Source organism: Tepidiforma flava (assembly GCF_027594505.1).
Taxonomy (GTDB): Bacteria; Chloroflexota; Dehalococcoidia; order Tepidiformales; family Tepidiformaceae; genus Tepidiforma; species Tepidiforma flava.
In genome coordinates this window covers 812,080-826,940 of sequence record NZ_CP115149.1, presented here as the reverse complement: position 1 = coordinate 826,940, position 14,861 = coordinate 812,080, and the positions used below count along the sequence as shown (strand labels likewise).

Here is a 14,861-nt window from a genome sequence, read left to right as displayed (position 1 = left end):
GCCGCGCCACAATCCCCGCTGCCATGAAGGACTACCGCGACATCCTCACCATCAAGCAGCAGCGCCACGGCATCATCCAGCTCAACCGCCCCGAAAAAATGAACGCGCTCAGCCACAACCTCCGCGCTGAGCTCTTCGACGCCGTCAAAGACTTCGAAATGGACCCCGATGTCCGCGTCATCATCATCCGCGGATCCGGCCGCGCCTTCTCCGCCGGCTACGACCTCTCCGGCATCTCCAAAACCGCCGACGACCGCGACTACGTCGAAAAGCGCTCCGGCCTCCCCAATGTCGGCCCCATCCACCCCGGCCAGGGCCAGTGGCCCCAGCACCTTCTCTCCGGCTACTGGATCCTCTGGGAGTGCACCAAGCCCATCATCGCCCAGGTCCACGGCTACTGCCTCGCCGGCGGCACCGAACTCGCCACCATGTGCGACCTCATGGTCGTCGCCGAGGACGCCATCATCGGCTACCCGCCCGTCCGCGCCATGACCCCGGTCGACATCATCTACCACCCCTGGCACCTGCCCATGCGCAAAGTCCGCGAACTCCTCTACACCGGCGACAGCGTCACCGGTCGCGAAGCCGTCGAACTCGGCTGGGCCAACCGCGCCGTCCCCATCGACCGCCTCTGCGAAACCGCCGAAGCCCTCGCCGAGCGCATCGCCAACATCGACGGCCCGATGCTCCAGATGACCAAGCGGCAAATCAACCGCGTCTACGAAATCATGGGCTTCCGCACCTCGCTCCAGGTCGGCGGCGATATCCAGGAGCTCGGCCGCGTCCGCCCCGGCGGCGAAACCTTCGGCCGCATCGCCCGCGAAAAAGGCCTCAAAGCCGCCCTCGACTGGCGCGACGGCCCCTTCGGCGATTACGGCTGCGCCCCCGCTGACGCCCCCAAACCCGCTGCCGCGGCCTGGTAGCCGCCATGGGCGCCGTCCCGCCCCACCTGGCCGAGCGGTTCGCCGCCACCGAACTCCACCGCCTGCTCGGCCTCGAACTCCTCGAGGCGCGCCCCGGCTACGCCCGCATCGCCCTCCGCACCGGCCCCGCCACCCTCTCCGGCGTCGGCGGGGCCGTCCACGGCGGCGTCCTCGCCGCCATGGTCGATATCGCCATGCTCTTCGCCCTCCAGGCCAGCCTCCAGCCCGGCGACGTCCCCAACGGCACCGCCGACCTCGGCATCACCTACCTCCGCCCCGTCCACGGCCCCCGCGCCGAAGCCGAAGCCCACATCATCCGCAAAGGCCGCAGCCTCGCCTACGCCGAAGTCGCCATCACGGATGCCCAGGGCAGCCTCTGCGCCCGCGGGCGCACCCTCTACGCCCTCCGCCAGGCGCCGCCGCCGGGTTAGCCGCCGCGCTCCGCCGCCGCGAACGCCGCATCCACCCGCGCCAGCTGGCGCTCCGCCAGCCGGATGAGGAACGCGACATCCTCCACCCCGGCAACGCTCGTCGCCTGGATCGCGTGCACGACCCGCCCCGTCCGGAAGCAGACCGTCGCGTCCACGAAGGTCGGCGCCCCTTCCGAGAACTGCCGCTCGAGGAAGCCGTTCGAACCGTCGCCCAGCTTCGGCACGAGCAGCGGCTCCAGCTGCACGTTCGCCTCGATCGGCAGCCCGCAGGCGAACTCCCGCAGCGACCGCTCCGCCGCCGCCGCGTCCGTGTAGAGCGTCGAAATCGCCGTCACCGCCAGCACTGGACCGAGCCCCTGCGGCCCGAACAGCGTCACGAAGTTCCGCTGCCGGCCCTGCGCCTCCAGCTGCCGCAGCTTCGCCTCCACGTCATCCGTCTGGAACACCGAGGCCCACGCCTCGTTTTCGAACTCCCCCGGGCTCTGCTGTTCGAACCCCGGCGGCAGGTCCGCCGGCTGCAGCGCCATCGCCTCCAGGTCGTACGCGTCATCTGCCAGCCCGGCCGGGTATCTCGCGGCCCCGTCCCCGCAGCCGGCAGCCAGCAGCACCGCCCCGGCGACCAGTGCACCAATCCCGAATCCGCGCATCAGCGTGCCCTTCTCCAGCGATTGCCCTATCGTACGCCAGCAGCCGCCCCGCGGCGCACCATTTCCGGAGGTTTCCGCTCCCGTGCCCCTCAGCGTCGACGACCAGCTCGCCATCCAGCAGCTCTACGCCCGCTACAACCACGCCATCGATGCCGGCGACGGCGCCGCCTGGGCCGCCTGCTTCACCCCCGACGGCACCTTCTCCTCCGCCACCGGCACCTTCACCGGCCGCGACCAGCTGCAGGGCTTCGGCACGGCCTTCGCCACCCGCATGAAGGCCCGCCACTGGACCAACAATCTCGTCCTCGAAGGCGACGGCGACGCCGCAACCGGCTCCTGCTACCTGATGCTCCTCCGCCTCACCCCCGGCGAGCAGCCCCCGGCCTCCATCCTCGTCACCGCCATCTACCGCGACGAACTCCGCCGCACCGCCGACGGCTGGAAGTTCGCCAGCCGCACCGTCGTCGGCGACAGCTGAGCCAACGCCCGGCGCGCCGGCCCACGCATGAAGTCGCTCCTCGCCTTCGCCATCGTCACCTTCTTCGCGGTGACCATCGTGATGGCGGTCGTCTTCCGCGACCGGCGCGCCCGCGATACCCTCCGCTTCCTCCGCAACGTCGCCTACGGCTACATCATCGCCATCGTCCTCATCGCCGCCTGGCGGCTCTGGCTCAGCTGACGTGCGCGTCCTCATCGCTCCCCAGGAGTTCAAAGGCAGCCTCGCGGCCGACGAAGCCGCCGCCGCCATCGCCGCCGGCATCCGCGCGGCCCGCCCCGGCTGGCAGCTCGACCTCCTCCCGCTCTCCGACGGCGGCCCCGGCCTCCTCGATGCGCTCCGCCGCGCCGTCCGCGCCGATACCGCCGCCGCCGTCGTCCATGACCCCCTCGGCCGCCCGGTCCTCGGCCGCTACCTCCGCCTCCGCGAAACCGGCGACGCCGTCATCGAAGCCGCGCAGGCCAACGGCCTCTTCCACCTGAAGCCCGAAGAGCGCGATGCCCTCCGCGCCGATACCTTCGGCGTCGGCGAACTCATCGCCGCGGCCGCCGCCGATGAACCCCCGCGCATGCTCATCGGCGTCGGCGGCAGCGCCACCACCGACGGCGGCGCCGGCGCGCTCCGCGCCCTCGGCGCCCGCTTCCTCGATGGCGCCGGCGCCGACATCCCGCCCGGCGGCGGCCCGCTCGCCCGCCTCGAGCGGATCGAATGGAATCCGCCCGCGTGGCTCGGCCGCTTCTCCGTCGTCGTCGCCGCCGATGTCCGCTCGCCCCTCTGCGGCCCGGCCGGCGCCGCGCGCGTCTTCGCGCCCCAGAAAGGCGCCTCCCCCGCCGAGGTCGACCTCCTCGAGGAAGCGCTCGAACGGTTCGCCGCCGTCGTTCGCCGCGTTACCGGGGTCGACCTCCGCGACCTGCCCGGTGCCGGCGCCGCTGGCGGCCTCGCCGGGGGCCTCCGCGCCTTCCTCGGCGCGGCCATCGAAAGCGGCTTCGATATCGTCGCCGGCGTCACCCGCTTCGCCGGGCGGCTCGCTGCGGCCGACCTCGTCATCACCGGCGAGGGCAGCTACGACGAGCAGTCGCTCGCCGGGAAAGTGACGGGCCGCGTCCTCGAAGCCGCCCGCGCCGCCGGCAAGCCCGCGGTGGTCTTCGCCGGCCGCGCCAGCCTGCCCGGCGCCCGCACCCTCGCCGCGCTCGAACCCGACCCCGCCCGCGCCATGGAGCGCGCCGCCGACCTCCTCCGCCAGCTCGCCGCCGACTGGGCCGCCGAACAGCCGGCCTGAATCAGCCGGCCCGCCCGCTGTGCCGGCTCCACAGCCGGAGCGTCTCCCGCAGCCGCTCCGCCGTCCGCTCGTCCACCGCCCCCTCGCCCAGCACGCAATCGTTCAAGTGCCGCTCCAGCACCAGCTGCCCCGCGCTCTCCAGCCCCGACCGGGCCGCCAGCAGCTGCGTCAGCACATCCTCGCAGCAGCGCTGCTCCTCCAGCATCTTCCGCAGCCCGCGCACCTGCCCCTCCACCCGCGCCAGCCGGTCCAGCAGCCGCTTCATCTCCTCATCGTTCACGCGCCGCCTCCATCCCGGGGCTTGACTCGGTATACCCCTCGGGGGTATAGTCGCACTACCGGTCCAACACCGCAATCCCCGAGGCAGCCACGCCGGGAAAGGAACCACCCCCATGTCCGAAGTCCGCGAAGTCACCGACGCCACCTGGGAACACGACGTCGTCAAGTCCGACCTGCCCGTCCTCGTCGATTTCTGGGCCCCCTGGTGCGGCCCCTGCCGCATGGTCGCCCCCATCGTCGAAGAGCTCGCCCAGGAGTACGCCGGCAAGGTCAACTTCCTCAAGATCAACACCGACGAGAACCCGATGGTCCCTGCGAAGTTCGGCATCCGCTCCATCCCGTCGCTCCTCATCTTCAAGGGCGGCGAACTCAAAGGCACCATCGTCGGCTTCCGCCCCAAGAGCGACCTCAAGAAGCGGCTCGACGAAGCCCTCGCCTGAGCCCGGCACCCCACCGGCGCCACCCCCAGCGGCCGCCCGGGCAACCGGCGGCCGCTTCCACTCCCCGGAGCACCCTATGAGCGACTACGACATCGCCATCATCGGCGCCGGCGGCGCCGGCCTCACCGCCGCCATCTACGCCGCCCGCGCCCGCCGCAAGACCATCATCTTCGAGGGCAAAGTCATCGGCGGCCAGATCGCCACCACCGACATCGTCGAAAACTTCCCCGGCTTCCCCGACGGCGTCAATGGCTTCGACCTCGCCCAGCTCATGTTCCGCCAGGCCGAAAAATTCGGCGCCGAGTTCGCCTACGAGCCCGTCGACCGCCTCACCCCGCGCCCCGGCGGCGGCTTCGAACTCGCCACCTCCGAGCGCACCATCACCGCCCGCGCTGTGATCGTCACCGCCGGCGCCGACTACAACAAACTCGGCGTCCCCGGCGAAGCTGAATTCACCGGCCGCGGCGTCTCCTACTGCGGCACCTGCGACGCCGCCTTCTTCGCCGGGAAAGACGTCATCGTCGTCGGCGGCGGCGATTCCGCCATCGATGAAGGCCTCTTCATCACCCGCTACGCCAGCACCGTCACGGTCGTCCACCGCCGCGACACCCTCCGCGCCAGCGCCATCCTCCAGGAGCGCGCCTTCGCCGAACCGAAGATGCGCTTCCGCTGGAACACCGTCGTCGATGCCATCGAAGGCGCCGAAAGCGTCGAGCGCGTCCGCCTCCGCAACGTCCTCACCGGCGAAACCGAGACCGTCCCCATCGACGGCGTCTTCATCTTCATCGGCCAGACCCCCAACTCGCACCTCCTCGAGGGCCTCGTCCCGCTCGACCCCGGCGGCCACGCCATCGTCGACCTCGACATGACGACCGCCCTCCCCGGCCTCTTCGTCGCCGGCGACCTCCGCACGAAGGCCGCCCGCCAGCTCATCAGCGCCGCCGGCGACGGCGCCACCGCCGCCATCAGCGCCGAGCACTACCTCGCCGAACTCGACGCCCGCCCCGAGCGCCACGGGTAACGCACGCCCCCGCCGGCGAAACCCGCCGGCCCGCCTTCGCAAGCCCGGCCCGAACCGCTAGGATCCGCGCATGCCGCTCTACGAGTTCAAGTGCGCGAAATGCGGGGCCATGGCCGAGGTCTTCACCCGCACCGTCCTTGCCCAGGTCGACCCGCCCCCCTGCCCCGCGGCCGGCCGCCAGCGCGGCCACGAAATGCGCCGCGTCGTCAGCGCCTTCGTCCGCCACCAGACCTTGAAGGACAAGATCGCCGAGGCCGAAGCGAAATACGGCAAGGAAGTCGATGCCGCCATGGGCCCCGCGCCCGACGTCGGCAAGTACGCCCGCCGCTACGAAAAGCTCGCGAAAGACCTGCCGCCCGAGCCGGACTGAGCGCCCGCCGCGCCTACTCCCCGATGAGGTGGCGCAGCTTCCGCGCCGCCTCTGCGTCGATGACCTCGTCCTCGAACCGCGCCGCCCAGGCGCCCTCGGCGCGCGCCGCCTCGTACGCCTCCACCGCCGCGTTCGCCCGGTCCTTCACCAGCGGCGCCGGCGCGAACGCCGCGTTCGCCGTCACCACGTACCGCACGTCCGGCAGGACCGCCCCCGCAAACCCGCACTGTGCGAGGTACGTCAGCTCCAGCCCGTCGCTCGTCACCAGCGGCATGATCCCCAGCCCCCGGCAGACCGCGACCACCTTCCCCCGCGCGTACGCCAGCCGGTCGCCCCGCTGCTCCGGCCGCGCCCCGAGGTCGCGCGCCAGCCGCTCGGCGTGCAGCACCAGCCCGCCGACCCGCGGCGCCGCCATCGCAATCTGCTCCGCATGCAGCAGCCCCCGCGCCGTATCGATCACCGGGAAGACGGCCGTGTCGCCGGGCTCGATCCCCCGCCGGAGCTCGAACTCCCGCAGCGCGACCGCCATATCCCGCACGTCCTGCGCCTCGACCGCGTGCGGCAGCAGCACCCCGCGCACCAGCGGGCTCAGCAGCGCATCGAGATCGTCCCGCAGCAGCCGCGTCTTCGGGTGGTTCACCGTCACGAGCGCCGCCTTTTCCGCCTGCCCGGCCGCCCCCAGCACCGCCGCAGCGTTCCGCCGCGCCGCATCGAGCGGCACCCGCGCATCCGCCACGCTCAGCAGGATCGCGTCCGCCGCCGAGCCGAGCGCCTCCTGCGCGGCGTCCAGCCCGCCGCTGCCGACCGCCACGATGCTGCGCAGCCGCCTCACCGGTTCGCCCCGCCGCCGATGTAGCCGCCCACGATGATCGGCGGCGGCTCCAGCGCCGCCAGGTGCAGGTCGCCCACGAGCGCCATCACCCCCTGCAGGTGGTCCAGCGCGTGCCGGTACATCACCTCCGCGATCCACTGGCAGGTCAGCGGCCCCCAGCGCGTGTCCGTCCGGTAGCGCGTCCAGGTCGCGTCGCCCATCGCCCGGAAGATGGCCAGCTCCTCATCCCGCATCCGCTGGATGTCCGCCATGATCGTCCCGAGCGGCTCGTCCGGGTCGTACCGCCGCTCCCGCCACTCCCGCCGGCTGTAATCGCGCGGGTCCAGCATCTCCGGCACCGTCGCCCACCGGAGCAGCGGCAGGTACACCTCCTGCTCCATATCGCGCAGATGCGAGAGATGTTCGTGTATCGACCACTCGCCGGGGACTGGCCGGTAGTGCGCCTGTTCCGCCACCAGCCCCCGCACCACCCAGGCCAGGTCGTCCGTCACCGAACGCAGCCGCGCCGTCAACTCCGAACGGTACGTCCCGATTTCGCTCACGTGCGCCTCCATCCCCGCTGGGCGCCAGTCTACGCGAAATCGATCACCAGCGCGAGCAGTTTTTTGCCACCCCCTACAGGATCGGCAGGTACTCCCGCAGCTCGAAATCCGTCACGTGCCGCCGGTACCGCTCCCACTCGATCCGCTTGTTCGCGATCAGGCTTTCGAACACGTGGTCGCCGAGCGCCTCCCGCAGGAAGCTCGACTTCTCCGCCACCTCGATCGCTTCGATGAGCGACCCCGGCAGCATTTCGATCCCGCGCGCCGCCCGCTCCGCCGGCGTCATCTCGAACACGTTCTCCTCCACCGGCGGCGGCAGCGGCCGCTCGTTTTCGATCCCGTCCAGCCCTGCCGCCAGCATCACCGCGAACGCCAGGTACGGGTTGCAGGCCGCATCCGGCGACCGGTACTCGATCCGCGTGTGGATCTCCTTCCCCGGCTTGTACTCCGGAATCCGGATGAGGTCGCTCCGGTTCCGCCGCGCCCAGCTCAGGTAGACCGGCGCCTCGAACCCCGGCAGCAGCCGCTTGTAGCTGTTCACCCACTGGTTCGTCACCAGCGTGATCGCCCGCGCGTGGTGCAGCAGCCCCGCGATGTACCCCTTCGCCACCGCGCTCAGGTGGTACGGGTCGTCCGGGTCGAAGAACGCGTTCCGCTCCCCTTTGAAGAGCGACTGGTGCACGTGCATCCCGCTCCCGTTCACCCCTTCGATCGGCTTCGGCATGAACGTCGCGTACACCCCGTTCGCCGCCGCGATCTCCTTCACCACCAGCCGGTACGTCATCGCCGCGTCCGCCATCGTCAGCGCGTCGGTATACCGGAGCGTAATCTCGTGCTGGCTCGGCGCCACCTCGTGGTGGCTGTACTCCACCTCGATCCCCATGGCCTCCAGCGTCAGCACCGTCTCCCGCCGGAGGTCGCTGCCGGCGTCGCTCATCTGGTCGAAGTAGCCGCCCCGGTCGAGCGGCACCGGCTCGCTCTCCGAGGCGAAGTAGAAGTACTCCATCTCCGGGCTGACGTAGAACGTGTAGCCGAGGTCCGCCGCCCGCTTCAGCTGCCGCTTCAGCACGTACCGCGGGTCGCCCTCGAACGGCTCGCCGCCCGGGTAGGTGATGTCGCAGAACATCCGCGCGACGCTCGCTTCCTTCGGCCGCCACGGCACCAGCTGGAAGGTCGCCGGGTCCGGCTTCGCCACCATGTCCGACTCATCGATGCGGGCGAACCCCTCGATGCTGCTCCCGTCGAACCCCATCCCCTCCTCGAGCGCCTTCTCCAGCTCCTCCACCGTAATCGCGAAGCTCTTCAGCGCCCCCACGATATCCGTGAACCAGAGGCGGATGAACTTCACGTTGTGTTCGCGGCAGGCAGAGAGGACGTACTCAGCGGATTCGTTCATCGGCAGCGGCTCCCGGCGCGCTCCGCGCACCACCGGGCAGTGTACCGAACCCGTGTTACGGGGAGATTGCCCGGCCCCGCCGGCGCGGCCCGCCCCCGCCCAGCACCCGCCCGAAGAGGTCGTACGCCCCGGCATCCTCGATCCGCACGCGCACCCGCTCCCCCGGTTCGGCCCGGCCGCGCGCGAACACCAGCCCATCCACCTCCGGCGCCTCCCGGTACGTCCGCCCGGCGACGACCGGCCGGCCGTCCTCGTCCTCCCCGGTCCCCTCCACCAGCAGGTCGAGCTCCCGGCCGATGAACCGCGCCGCACGCCGCGCCGAGATCTCCTGCTGCATCGCCATGAACCGCTCCCGCCGCTCCGCCTTCACCTCGTCCGGCACCTGCCCCTCCATCCCGTATGCCCCCGTCCACTGCTGCCGCGAATAGGTGAAGCAGCCCGCATGGTCGAACTCCACCGCCTGCGCGAACGCCAGCAGCTCCTCGAACTCCGCCTCCGTCTCCCCCGGGAACCCGGCGATGAACGACGTCCGCAGCACGATGTCCGGCATCGCCGCCCGCAGCTCTTCGATGAACCGGTGCACCTTTTCGAGGTTGTGCGGCCGCTTCATCCGCCGGAGCACCGCCTCGCTCCCGTGCTGCAGCGGCACGTCGAGGTAGTGCACCACGTTCGGCAGCTCCGCCATCGCGGCGATCAGCTCCGGCGTCACCCGGCTCGGGTAGGCATACATCAGCCGCAGCCACGTCCCCGGCACCGCCTCGCTCAGCATTCGCAGCAGGCCCGGCAGCCCGCTCCCCGCCGGCATCCCGAGGTCCTCGCCCCACGCCGTCGTGTCCTGCCCGACGAGCACCAGCTCCTTCGCGCCGGCCGCCGCCAGCCGCTGCGCCTCCTTTACCAGCAGCCCCGCGGGCGCGGAGCGCAGCCCGCCCTTGATCTTCGGGATCACGCAAAACGTGCACGGCGCATCGCACCCGTCCGAAATCTTCAGGTACGCGCTCGGCCCCGCGACCCGGACGTTGCTCTCCGGGATGTCGTAGATCGCATCCACGTCCACCTGCAGCAGCTTCGCCACCTCATGCCACTGCCCCACGCCGAACACGTGGTCGATGCCCGGCGTCCCCTCCTTCACCTCCCGCCCGTACAGCTGCGTCATGCACCCGGCCACGATGAGCGTCTGCCCGTCCCGCTTCGCCGCCGCCAGCTCCTTCACCGCCGCCATCGATTGCGCCTGGCTCTGTTCGATGAAGCCGCAGGTGTTCACGATGATCGCGTCGGCTTCCCGCGGGTCCGCCACCGGCAGCAGCTCGCCGCCCTCCAGCAGCCGCGCCAGGTGCGAACTGTCCACGTCGTTCTTCGGGCAGCCCAGCGTCACGAGGTGGTACGTCCGCGGCACCGCCATCACTGCCCCTCGCTCACGACGATCTGCACCCGCGACCCGGCCGCCATCTCCACGTCCGGCGCCGGCGACTGGTCGATGACCGTCCCCGCCGGCTGGTTGCTCTTCACCCGCTGCACGAGCGGCTCATAGCCCGCCTCCCGGATCGCCAGCACCGCGACCGCCTCCTGCACCCCGCGAACGTCCGGCACCAGCCCCGGCGTCACCGGCAGCCCGCTCGACCCCGTCGGCGTCGAGCCCGCCGCCTGCGTCGGCGCCGGCGTGTTCCCCAGCGACCCCGGCGGCGTCGTATCGTTCCCCCCCGCGAGGTTCGCGAGCAGGTAGGCCACGAACACGACGCCCAGGATCGCCGCAATCGCCACGATGGCGATGAACGCCGAGCGGGTCTGCGCCGCCGGGTCCGGGTTGATCCGCCGCGCCGGCGCCGGCACCCCGATGTCGACCCCGATGATCGGCTCGCGCCCGCCCCCGGCAGGCGTCGGCTGCCGGCCGCCGCGGCGCCGCCGCCCGCCCGATGACCGGCTCTTCCTCGCGGGGGGCCGGCCGGCCCGGCGCCGGCCGCGGCCCGGCGGGCCCCGCAGCCGCCGCGCCCGGCTTCGTCCGCCACGCCGGCCGCGAGGCCGAAACGGGGCTGATCGGCCGGTCCATGCTCGGGCGCGCCGGCTCCGCCTCCCGCCCGTACGGGTCTTCGTCCTCCCGCGGGAACATCGCCAGCATCTCCTGCGGGTCCAGTCCCAGGTACTGCGAATACGACCGCAAAAACCCGCGCGCATACACCGGCGCAGGGATCACGTCGAACTGCTCCGCCTCCAGCGCCGCCAGGTACCGGCGCGAAATGCGCGTGTCGCGTTCAGCATCCTCGAGCGTCAACCCGCGCGCCTCCCGCGCGCGCGTCAACAGGCTCCCAAGTTCACCCATAGGCCGTCGTGCCCCAGCAGGGGTATCGCGAACGTATCAGGTTCCACCCCTAAACGGTAGACGAACGAAAACCGCCCTATCCCGTCCCGTCATTCACCCGCTTCCCTGTCCAGCAGCTGCGTGATCCACTCCACCCCCGCCCCCGGGCCGAGCGCCACCCGCCCCGTCGCTCGCAGCTCCTCCAGCGCCCGCCGGAACTCCTCGAAGTGCCGCAGCATCACCCCCAGCTGCAGGTAGACGCGGAAGCCCAGCGCCTCCGCCTCCGCCGGCGTCACCAGCCACGAGTTCAGCACCATCGGCACGTCCGCCAGCTCCCTGGCCGCCCAGGCGATCGTCTCCCGGTCCTTCAGCCCGTCGAGGAAGACGAGGTCCGCCCCCGCGGCGTAATACCGGCGCGCCCGCTCGGCCGCCGCCTCCCGGCCCAGCGGCGCCAGCGCATCCGTCCGCGCGATGATCACCGTCGCGGGGTCCCGCCGGGCCCGCACGGCGGCCCGCACCTTCAGCTCCATTTCCTCCGCCGGGATGACCCGCTTCCCCTCGAGGAAGCCGCACCGCTTCGGCCACTCCTGGTCTTCGAGATGCAGGGCGGCCACGCCCGCCCGCTCGTACAGCTCGACCGTCCGCGCGACGTTCGCCTCGTTCCCGTAGCCCGTATCGGCGTCGGCGATGACGGGCACCCGGACCGCCCCCGCGACCCGCGCCGCGTTCGCCGCCATCTCGCCCAGCCCGATGAGCCCCCGGTCCGGGAGCCCCCACGATGCCGCCGTCCCGAAGCCGCTCAGGTAGACCGCCGCGAACCCTGCCGCCTCCGCCAGCCGCGCCTGCACGCCGTCGAACACGAACGGCGCCAGCACCAGCCCGCGCGCCATCAGCGCGCGCAGCCGCGCACCCGGCGACTCCGCCGCCGCGCTCATCCCGCCATCCTCCCGGCCCGTCCGGTCCCCATCGCCCGCGGATTCTCGGCTCGCCCGGCGGACCTGTCCACCGCTCACCCCGCCCGCCGGAGGTGAATCGCCGCCCAGTCCCGCTCCAACCGCGTCTCGGCGGGCGCGAACCCGGCCGCCGCGCAGGCCGCGGTCACCCGCGGCACGTCCGGCTCCAGCACCCCCGAAAGGAGCAGGTCGCCGCCCGCCCGGACGGCCCGCTCGAACACCGGCACGAGCCCGATGTTCGCGTCCGGGCTGATGTTGGACACCACGAGGTCGTACGCCGCCGCGATGTCGCCCGGCTCCAGCCGCCCTGCCCGCACCCGCACCCGTGCCTCGACGCCGTTCGCCGCGCAGTTCGCTGCCGCCACCTCCGCCGCCACCGGGTCGATGTCGATCGCGTCGACCTCCGCCGCGCCCAGCTTCACCGCAGCGATCGCGAGGATGCCCGACCCCGTCCCCACGTCCAGCACGCGCGCGCCGGGCTGCACCAGCCCGTCCAGCATCGCGAGGCACAGCCGCGTCGTCTCATGATGGCCGGTCCCGAATGCCTGCCCCGGGTCCAGCCGGATGACGATCTGCCCGTCTGCCGGCGCGTGCTCCACCCACGACGGCACCACCACCACCCGGCCGCCCGTCTCCACCACCCCGAAAAACTCCCGCCACGACACCGCCCAGTCCTGCTCGTAAATCGGCCGCGCGCTCAGCTCCACCGACGGGTACGCCTCCATCGCCCGCCGCAGGTCCTCCACCAGCACGGCCCCCAGCTCCGATGACGGCAGGTAGCAGCGGATGAGGACCGGCTCCCCGCCCCGCACCCGGAACCCCTGCTCCGGCCCGAGGATGTCGACCGGCTCTTCGATGCTGATGCCGCCCGGCGAGACCCCCCGCACGATATCCGCCACCGCATCGGCCAGCGCCGGCGGCGTCTTCGCCGTGATTTCGAACCAGAGGTGCGTCACCCGGCCGCCTCAGCCCGCCATCGCATCGCGGATCCGCTCGAAGAACCCCTTGTGCCGTTTCGGCAGCGTCGGCGTCCCCATCGTCTCCGCCAGCTCTTCCAGCAGCTTCCGCTGGTGGTCGGTCAGCTCCTCCGGCACGACGACCGTCACCCGCACGATGAGGTCGCCCCGCCCCGCGCCCCGCAGGTGCGGCACGCCCTTCCCGCGGATGACGAACTCCTCGCCGCTCTGCGTCCCCGCCGGGATCTCGAGCGCCATGTCGCCCTCGAGCGTCGGGATCGTCACCTCCGAACCGAGCGCCGCCTGCGCGATGTTCACCGGCAGCTCCAGCACGAGGTGGTCCTCCACCCGGTGGAACCGCTCGTGCGGCGCCACGCTCAGCGCCACGTACAGGTTGCCCGGCTCGCCGCCCCGCGGCCCGGCCTCCCCTTCGCCCGTCAGCCGGATCTGCGCGCCGTCGTCGACGCCCGCCGGCACCTTCACCACGATGCGCCGCGTCTCCCGCGTCCGCCCGCTCCCCCGGCAGACGGCGCACGGGTTCGTGATCACCCGGCCTTCGCCCTGGCAGCGGGGACACGTCATCACGTTCACGAACTGCCCGAAGAAGCTCTGCTGCGCCCGCCGGATCTCGCCCGCGCCGTTGCACTCCGGGCAGACCGCCGGCGCGCTCCCCGGCTCCGAACCGCTCCCGCCGCAGGCCGCGCACCGCTCCAGCCGCTGGTACTCGATCTCTTTCTCGCAGCCGAAGACCGCTTCCTCGAACGTCAGCCGCAGCGTGTAGCGGAGGTCGTTCCCCCGCTGCGGGCCGCGCCGCCGTCCCCGCCGCGCCGAGCCCCCGAAGAACGCATCGAAGATGTCGCCGAAGCCTTCGAAGTGCGCGAAGCCGTCGAAGCCGGAGGCCCCGCCGGCGCCGCCCTCCACCCCGGCGTGCCCGAAGCGGTCGTACATCGCCCGCTTCTGCTCGTCGCCGAGCACTTCGTACGCCTGGTTGATCTCCTTGAACTTCTCCGCAGCATCGGGCGCGGGGTTCCGGTCCGGGTGGTACTCCATCGCCAGCTTCCGGAACGCCCGCTTGATCTCGGCCTGGTCCGCGCTCCGCGGCACGCCGAGCACCTCGTAGTAGTCGCGCTGACCCGTCGCCATCGATTAGCAGTGTAGCAAACCGAGTGCCAACGCCCCCGGCGGCGGGCCAGCGCCTCCTGCCGTGCCCCTTACCGCGCGATGAACCCGCCGTCGACCGGCAGCGCCGCCCCCGTCACGAACGACGACTCATCGCTCGCGAGGAACAGCGCCAGCGCGGCCACCTCCTCCGGCGTGCCCATCCGGCCCACCGGCTCCGTCGCCGCCAGCTGCGCCTCCGCATCCGGCGAGGCGCTCGTGAACCGCTCCACCATCGGCGTCCGGATGACGCCGGGGCAGATCGCGTTCACCCGGATGCCCTGCAGCGCGTACTCCAGCGCCGCCGTCTTCGTCATCTGCACCACGGCCCCCTTCGAAGCCGTGTACCCCACGATGCCCGGGAACCCCACCAGCCCCGCCACCGACGCCGTGTTGATGATCGACCCGCCGCCCGTCTCCAGCATCAGCGGGATGCCATACTTCATCCCGAGGAAGACGCCCTTCGCGTTCACCGCGAGCACCCGGTCGAACTCCGCTTCCTCGTAGTCCGCCGTCGGCGCCTGCGCCCCTTCGATGCCCGCGTTGTTGAAGAGCACGTCGAGCCGGCCGTACAGCGCCTTCGTCCGCTCCATCATCTCCCTCACGTCGGCCGCCTTCGAAACGTCGACCGTCATCGCCGCCGCCTGTGCCGGCCCGATCTCCATCGCCGTCGCCGCCTCGGCGCCCGTCACGTCCGCGCAGACCACCTTCGCGCCCTCGGCCGCGAACAGCTTCGCCGCCGCCTTGCCGATGCCCGAGCCGGCGCCCGTCACGATCGCCACCTTGCCGTCCAGCCGTCCCATTCCGGTCACCTCCAGTGCATGCTTCGCGGGCATTCTGCCCGA

Annotated in this window: 19 protein-coding genes and 1 pseudogene; 8 read left to right on the top strand and 12 right to left on the bottom strand. The window is 71.9% G+C overall.

The features are described 5' to 3' along the window. Nucleotides 1-23: 23 nt before the first annotated feature. Together O0235_RS05045 and O0235_RS05040 are read left to right on the top strand one after the other, a co-directional pair. Nucleotides 24-923 carry an enoyl-CoA hydratase-related protein gene (locus O0235_RS05045; RefSeq protein ID WP_270057447.1) on the top strand — a complete coding sequence of 300 codons (900 nt, stop codon included), beginning with the start codon at nt 24-26 and terminating at the stop codon, nt 921-923. A gap of 5 nt (nt 924-928) precedes the next feature. Next, the gene (locus O0235_RS05040; protein WP_270057446.1) at nt 929-1,354 is read left to right on the top strand and encodes a PaaI family thioesterase; all 426 of its coding nucleotides are present in this window, start codon (nt 929-931) and stop codon (nt 1,352-1,354) included. Here the strand turns inward: O0235_RS05040 and O0235_RS05035 are convergent. Further along, entirely contained in the window at nt 1,351-2,001 is a 651-nt protein-coding gene (locus O0235_RS05035; RefSeq protein WP_270057445.1) for a hypothetical protein, read from the bottom strand. The two genes, O0235_RS05040 and O0235_RS05035, sit on opposite strands and share 4 nt — an antisense overlap. A gap of 82 nt (nt 2,002-2,083) precedes the next feature. On the opposite strand from O0235_RS05035, the gene O0235_RS05030 reads away from it, so the two are divergent. The 3 genes from O0235_RS05030 to O0235_RS05020 are packed head-to-tail and all read left to right on the top strand — an operon-like array spanning nt 2,084 to nt 3,776. Next, a complete protein-coding gene (locus tag O0235_RS05030) occupies nt 2,084-2,479 on the top strand; it encodes a nuclear transport factor 2 family protein (protein ID WP_270057444.1) in 396 nt (131 codons plus the stop codon). A gap of 27 nt (nt 2,480-2,506) precedes the next feature. After that, nucleotides 2,507-2,680 (top strand): hypothetical protein, encoded by a 174-nt coding sequence (locus O0235_RS05025; protein ID WP_270057443.1) that lies wholly within the window; start codon nt 2,507-2,509, stop codon nt 2,678-2,680. A 1-nt stretch (nt 2,681) separates the two neighbouring features. Continuing rightward, a complete protein-coding gene (locus O0235_RS05020; protein ID WP_270057442.1) occupies nt 2,682-3,776 on the top strand; it encodes a glycerate kinase in 1,095 nt (364 codons plus the stop codon). 1 nt (nt 3,777) lies between these two features. Here O0235_RS05020 and O0235_RS05015 read toward each other — a convergent pair whose 3' ends face one another. Further along, a complete protein-coding gene (locus O0235_RS05015; protein WP_270057441.1) occupies nt 3,778-4,056 on the bottom strand; it encodes a metal-sensitive transcriptional regulator in 279 nt (92 codons plus the stop codon). A 112-nt stretch (nt 4,057-4,168) separates the two neighbouring features. Here O0235_RS05015 and trxA point away from each other — a divergent pair, with 112 nt between their 5' ends. From trxA to O0235_RS05000, 3 genes are all read left to right on the top strand, one after another. Beyond that, nucleotides 4,169-4,495 carry a thioredoxin gene (gene trxA / locus O0235_RS05010; protein ID WP_270057440.1) on the top strand — a complete coding sequence of 109 codons (327 nt, stop codon included), beginning with the start codon at nt 4,169-4,171 and terminating at the stop codon, nt 4,493-4,495. 76 nt (nt 4,496-4,571) lie between these two features. Further along, on the top strand, nt 4,572-5,516 hold the full coding sequence (gene trxB / locus O0235_RS05005) for a thioredoxin-disulfide reductase (RefSeq protein ID WP_270057439.1): 945 nt from the start codon (nt 4,572-4,574) through the stop codon (nt 5,514-5,516). 70 nt (nt 5,517-5,586) lie between these two features. Further along, entirely contained in the window at nt 5,587-5,886 is a 300-nt protein-coding gene (locus tag O0235_RS05000) for an FmdB family zinc ribbon protein (RefSeq protein ID WP_270057438.1), read from the top strand. A 13-nt stretch (nt 5,887-5,899) separates the two neighbouring features. Here O0235_RS05000 and O0235_RS04995 read toward each other — a convergent pair whose 3' ends face one another. The 10 genes and pseudogenes from O0235_RS04995 to O0235_RS04955 form a co-directional block, all read right to left on the bottom strand. Next, on the bottom strand, nt 5,900-6,718 hold the full coding sequence (locus O0235_RS04995) for an aldolase/citrate lyase family protein (protein WP_270057437.1): 819 nt from the start codon (nt 6,716-6,718) through the stop codon (nt 5,900-5,902). Continuing rightward, nucleotides 6,715-7,260 (bottom strand): DinB family protein, encoded by a 546-nt coding sequence (locus O0235_RS04990; RefSeq protein WP_270057436.1) that lies wholly within the window; start codon nt 7,258-7,260, stop codon nt 6,715-6,717. Before O0235_RS04990 ends, O0235_RS04995 begins: the two co-directional genes overlap by 4 nt. 73 nt (nt 7,261-7,333) lie before the next feature. After that, nucleotides 7,334-8,662 (bottom strand): glutamine synthetase family protein, encoded by a 1,329-nt coding sequence (locus O0235_RS04985; RefSeq protein WP_373324426.1) that lies wholly within the window; start codon nt 8,660-8,662, stop codon nt 7,334-7,336. A gap of 49 nt (nt 8,663-8,711) precedes the next feature. Next, nucleotides 8,712-10,055 (bottom strand): 30S ribosomal protein S12 methylthiotransferase RimO, encoded by a 1,344-nt coding sequence (gene rimO / locus O0235_RS04980; RefSeq protein ID WP_270057434.1) that lies wholly within the window; start codon nt 10,053-10,055, stop codon nt 8,712-8,714. Beyond that, nucleotides 10,055-10,483, bottom strand: a complete 429-nt coding sequence (locus O0235_RS04975) for a PASTA domain-containing protein (protein WP_270057433.1) — start codon at nt 10,481-10,483, stop codon at nt 10,055-10,057. Before O0235_RS04975 ends, rimO begins: the two co-directional genes overlap by 1 nt. Before the next feature lie 292 nt (nt 10,484-10,775). Continuing rightward, nucleotides 10,776-10,970 (bottom strand): annotated as a pseudogene (locus tag O0235_RS15665) (helix-turn-helix domain-containing protein); the annotation flags it as partial. Between the two features lie 89 nt (nt 10,971-11,059). Then, the gene (locus tag O0235_RS04970) at nt 11,060-11,884 is read right to left on the bottom strand and encodes an isocitrate lyase/PEP mutase family protein (RefSeq protein ID WP_270057432.1); all 825 of its coding nucleotides are present in this window, start codon (nt 11,882-11,884) and stop codon (nt 11,060-11,062) included. A 74-nt stretch (nt 11,885-11,958) separates the two neighbouring features. Next, nucleotides 11,959-12,858, bottom strand: a complete 900-nt coding sequence (locus tag O0235_RS04965; RefSeq protein ID WP_270057431.1) for a 50S ribosomal protein L11 methyltransferase — start codon at nt 12,856-12,858, stop codon at nt 11,959-11,961. 9 nt (nt 12,859-12,867) lie between these two features. After that, nucleotides 12,868-14,001 (bottom strand): molecular chaperone DnaJ, encoded by a 1,134-nt coding sequence (gene dnaJ / locus O0235_RS04960; RefSeq protein WP_270057430.1) that lies wholly within the window; start codon nt 13,999-14,001, stop codon nt 12,868-12,870. 68 nt (nt 14,002-14,069) lie between these two features. Next, the gene (locus O0235_RS04955) at nt 14,070-14,819 is read right to left on the bottom strand and encodes an SDR family NAD(P)-dependent oxidoreductase (protein WP_270057429.1); all 750 of its coding nucleotides are present in this window, start codon (nt 14,817-14,819) and stop codon (nt 14,070-14,072) included. Nucleotides 14,820-14,861 lie beyond the last annotated feature (42 nt).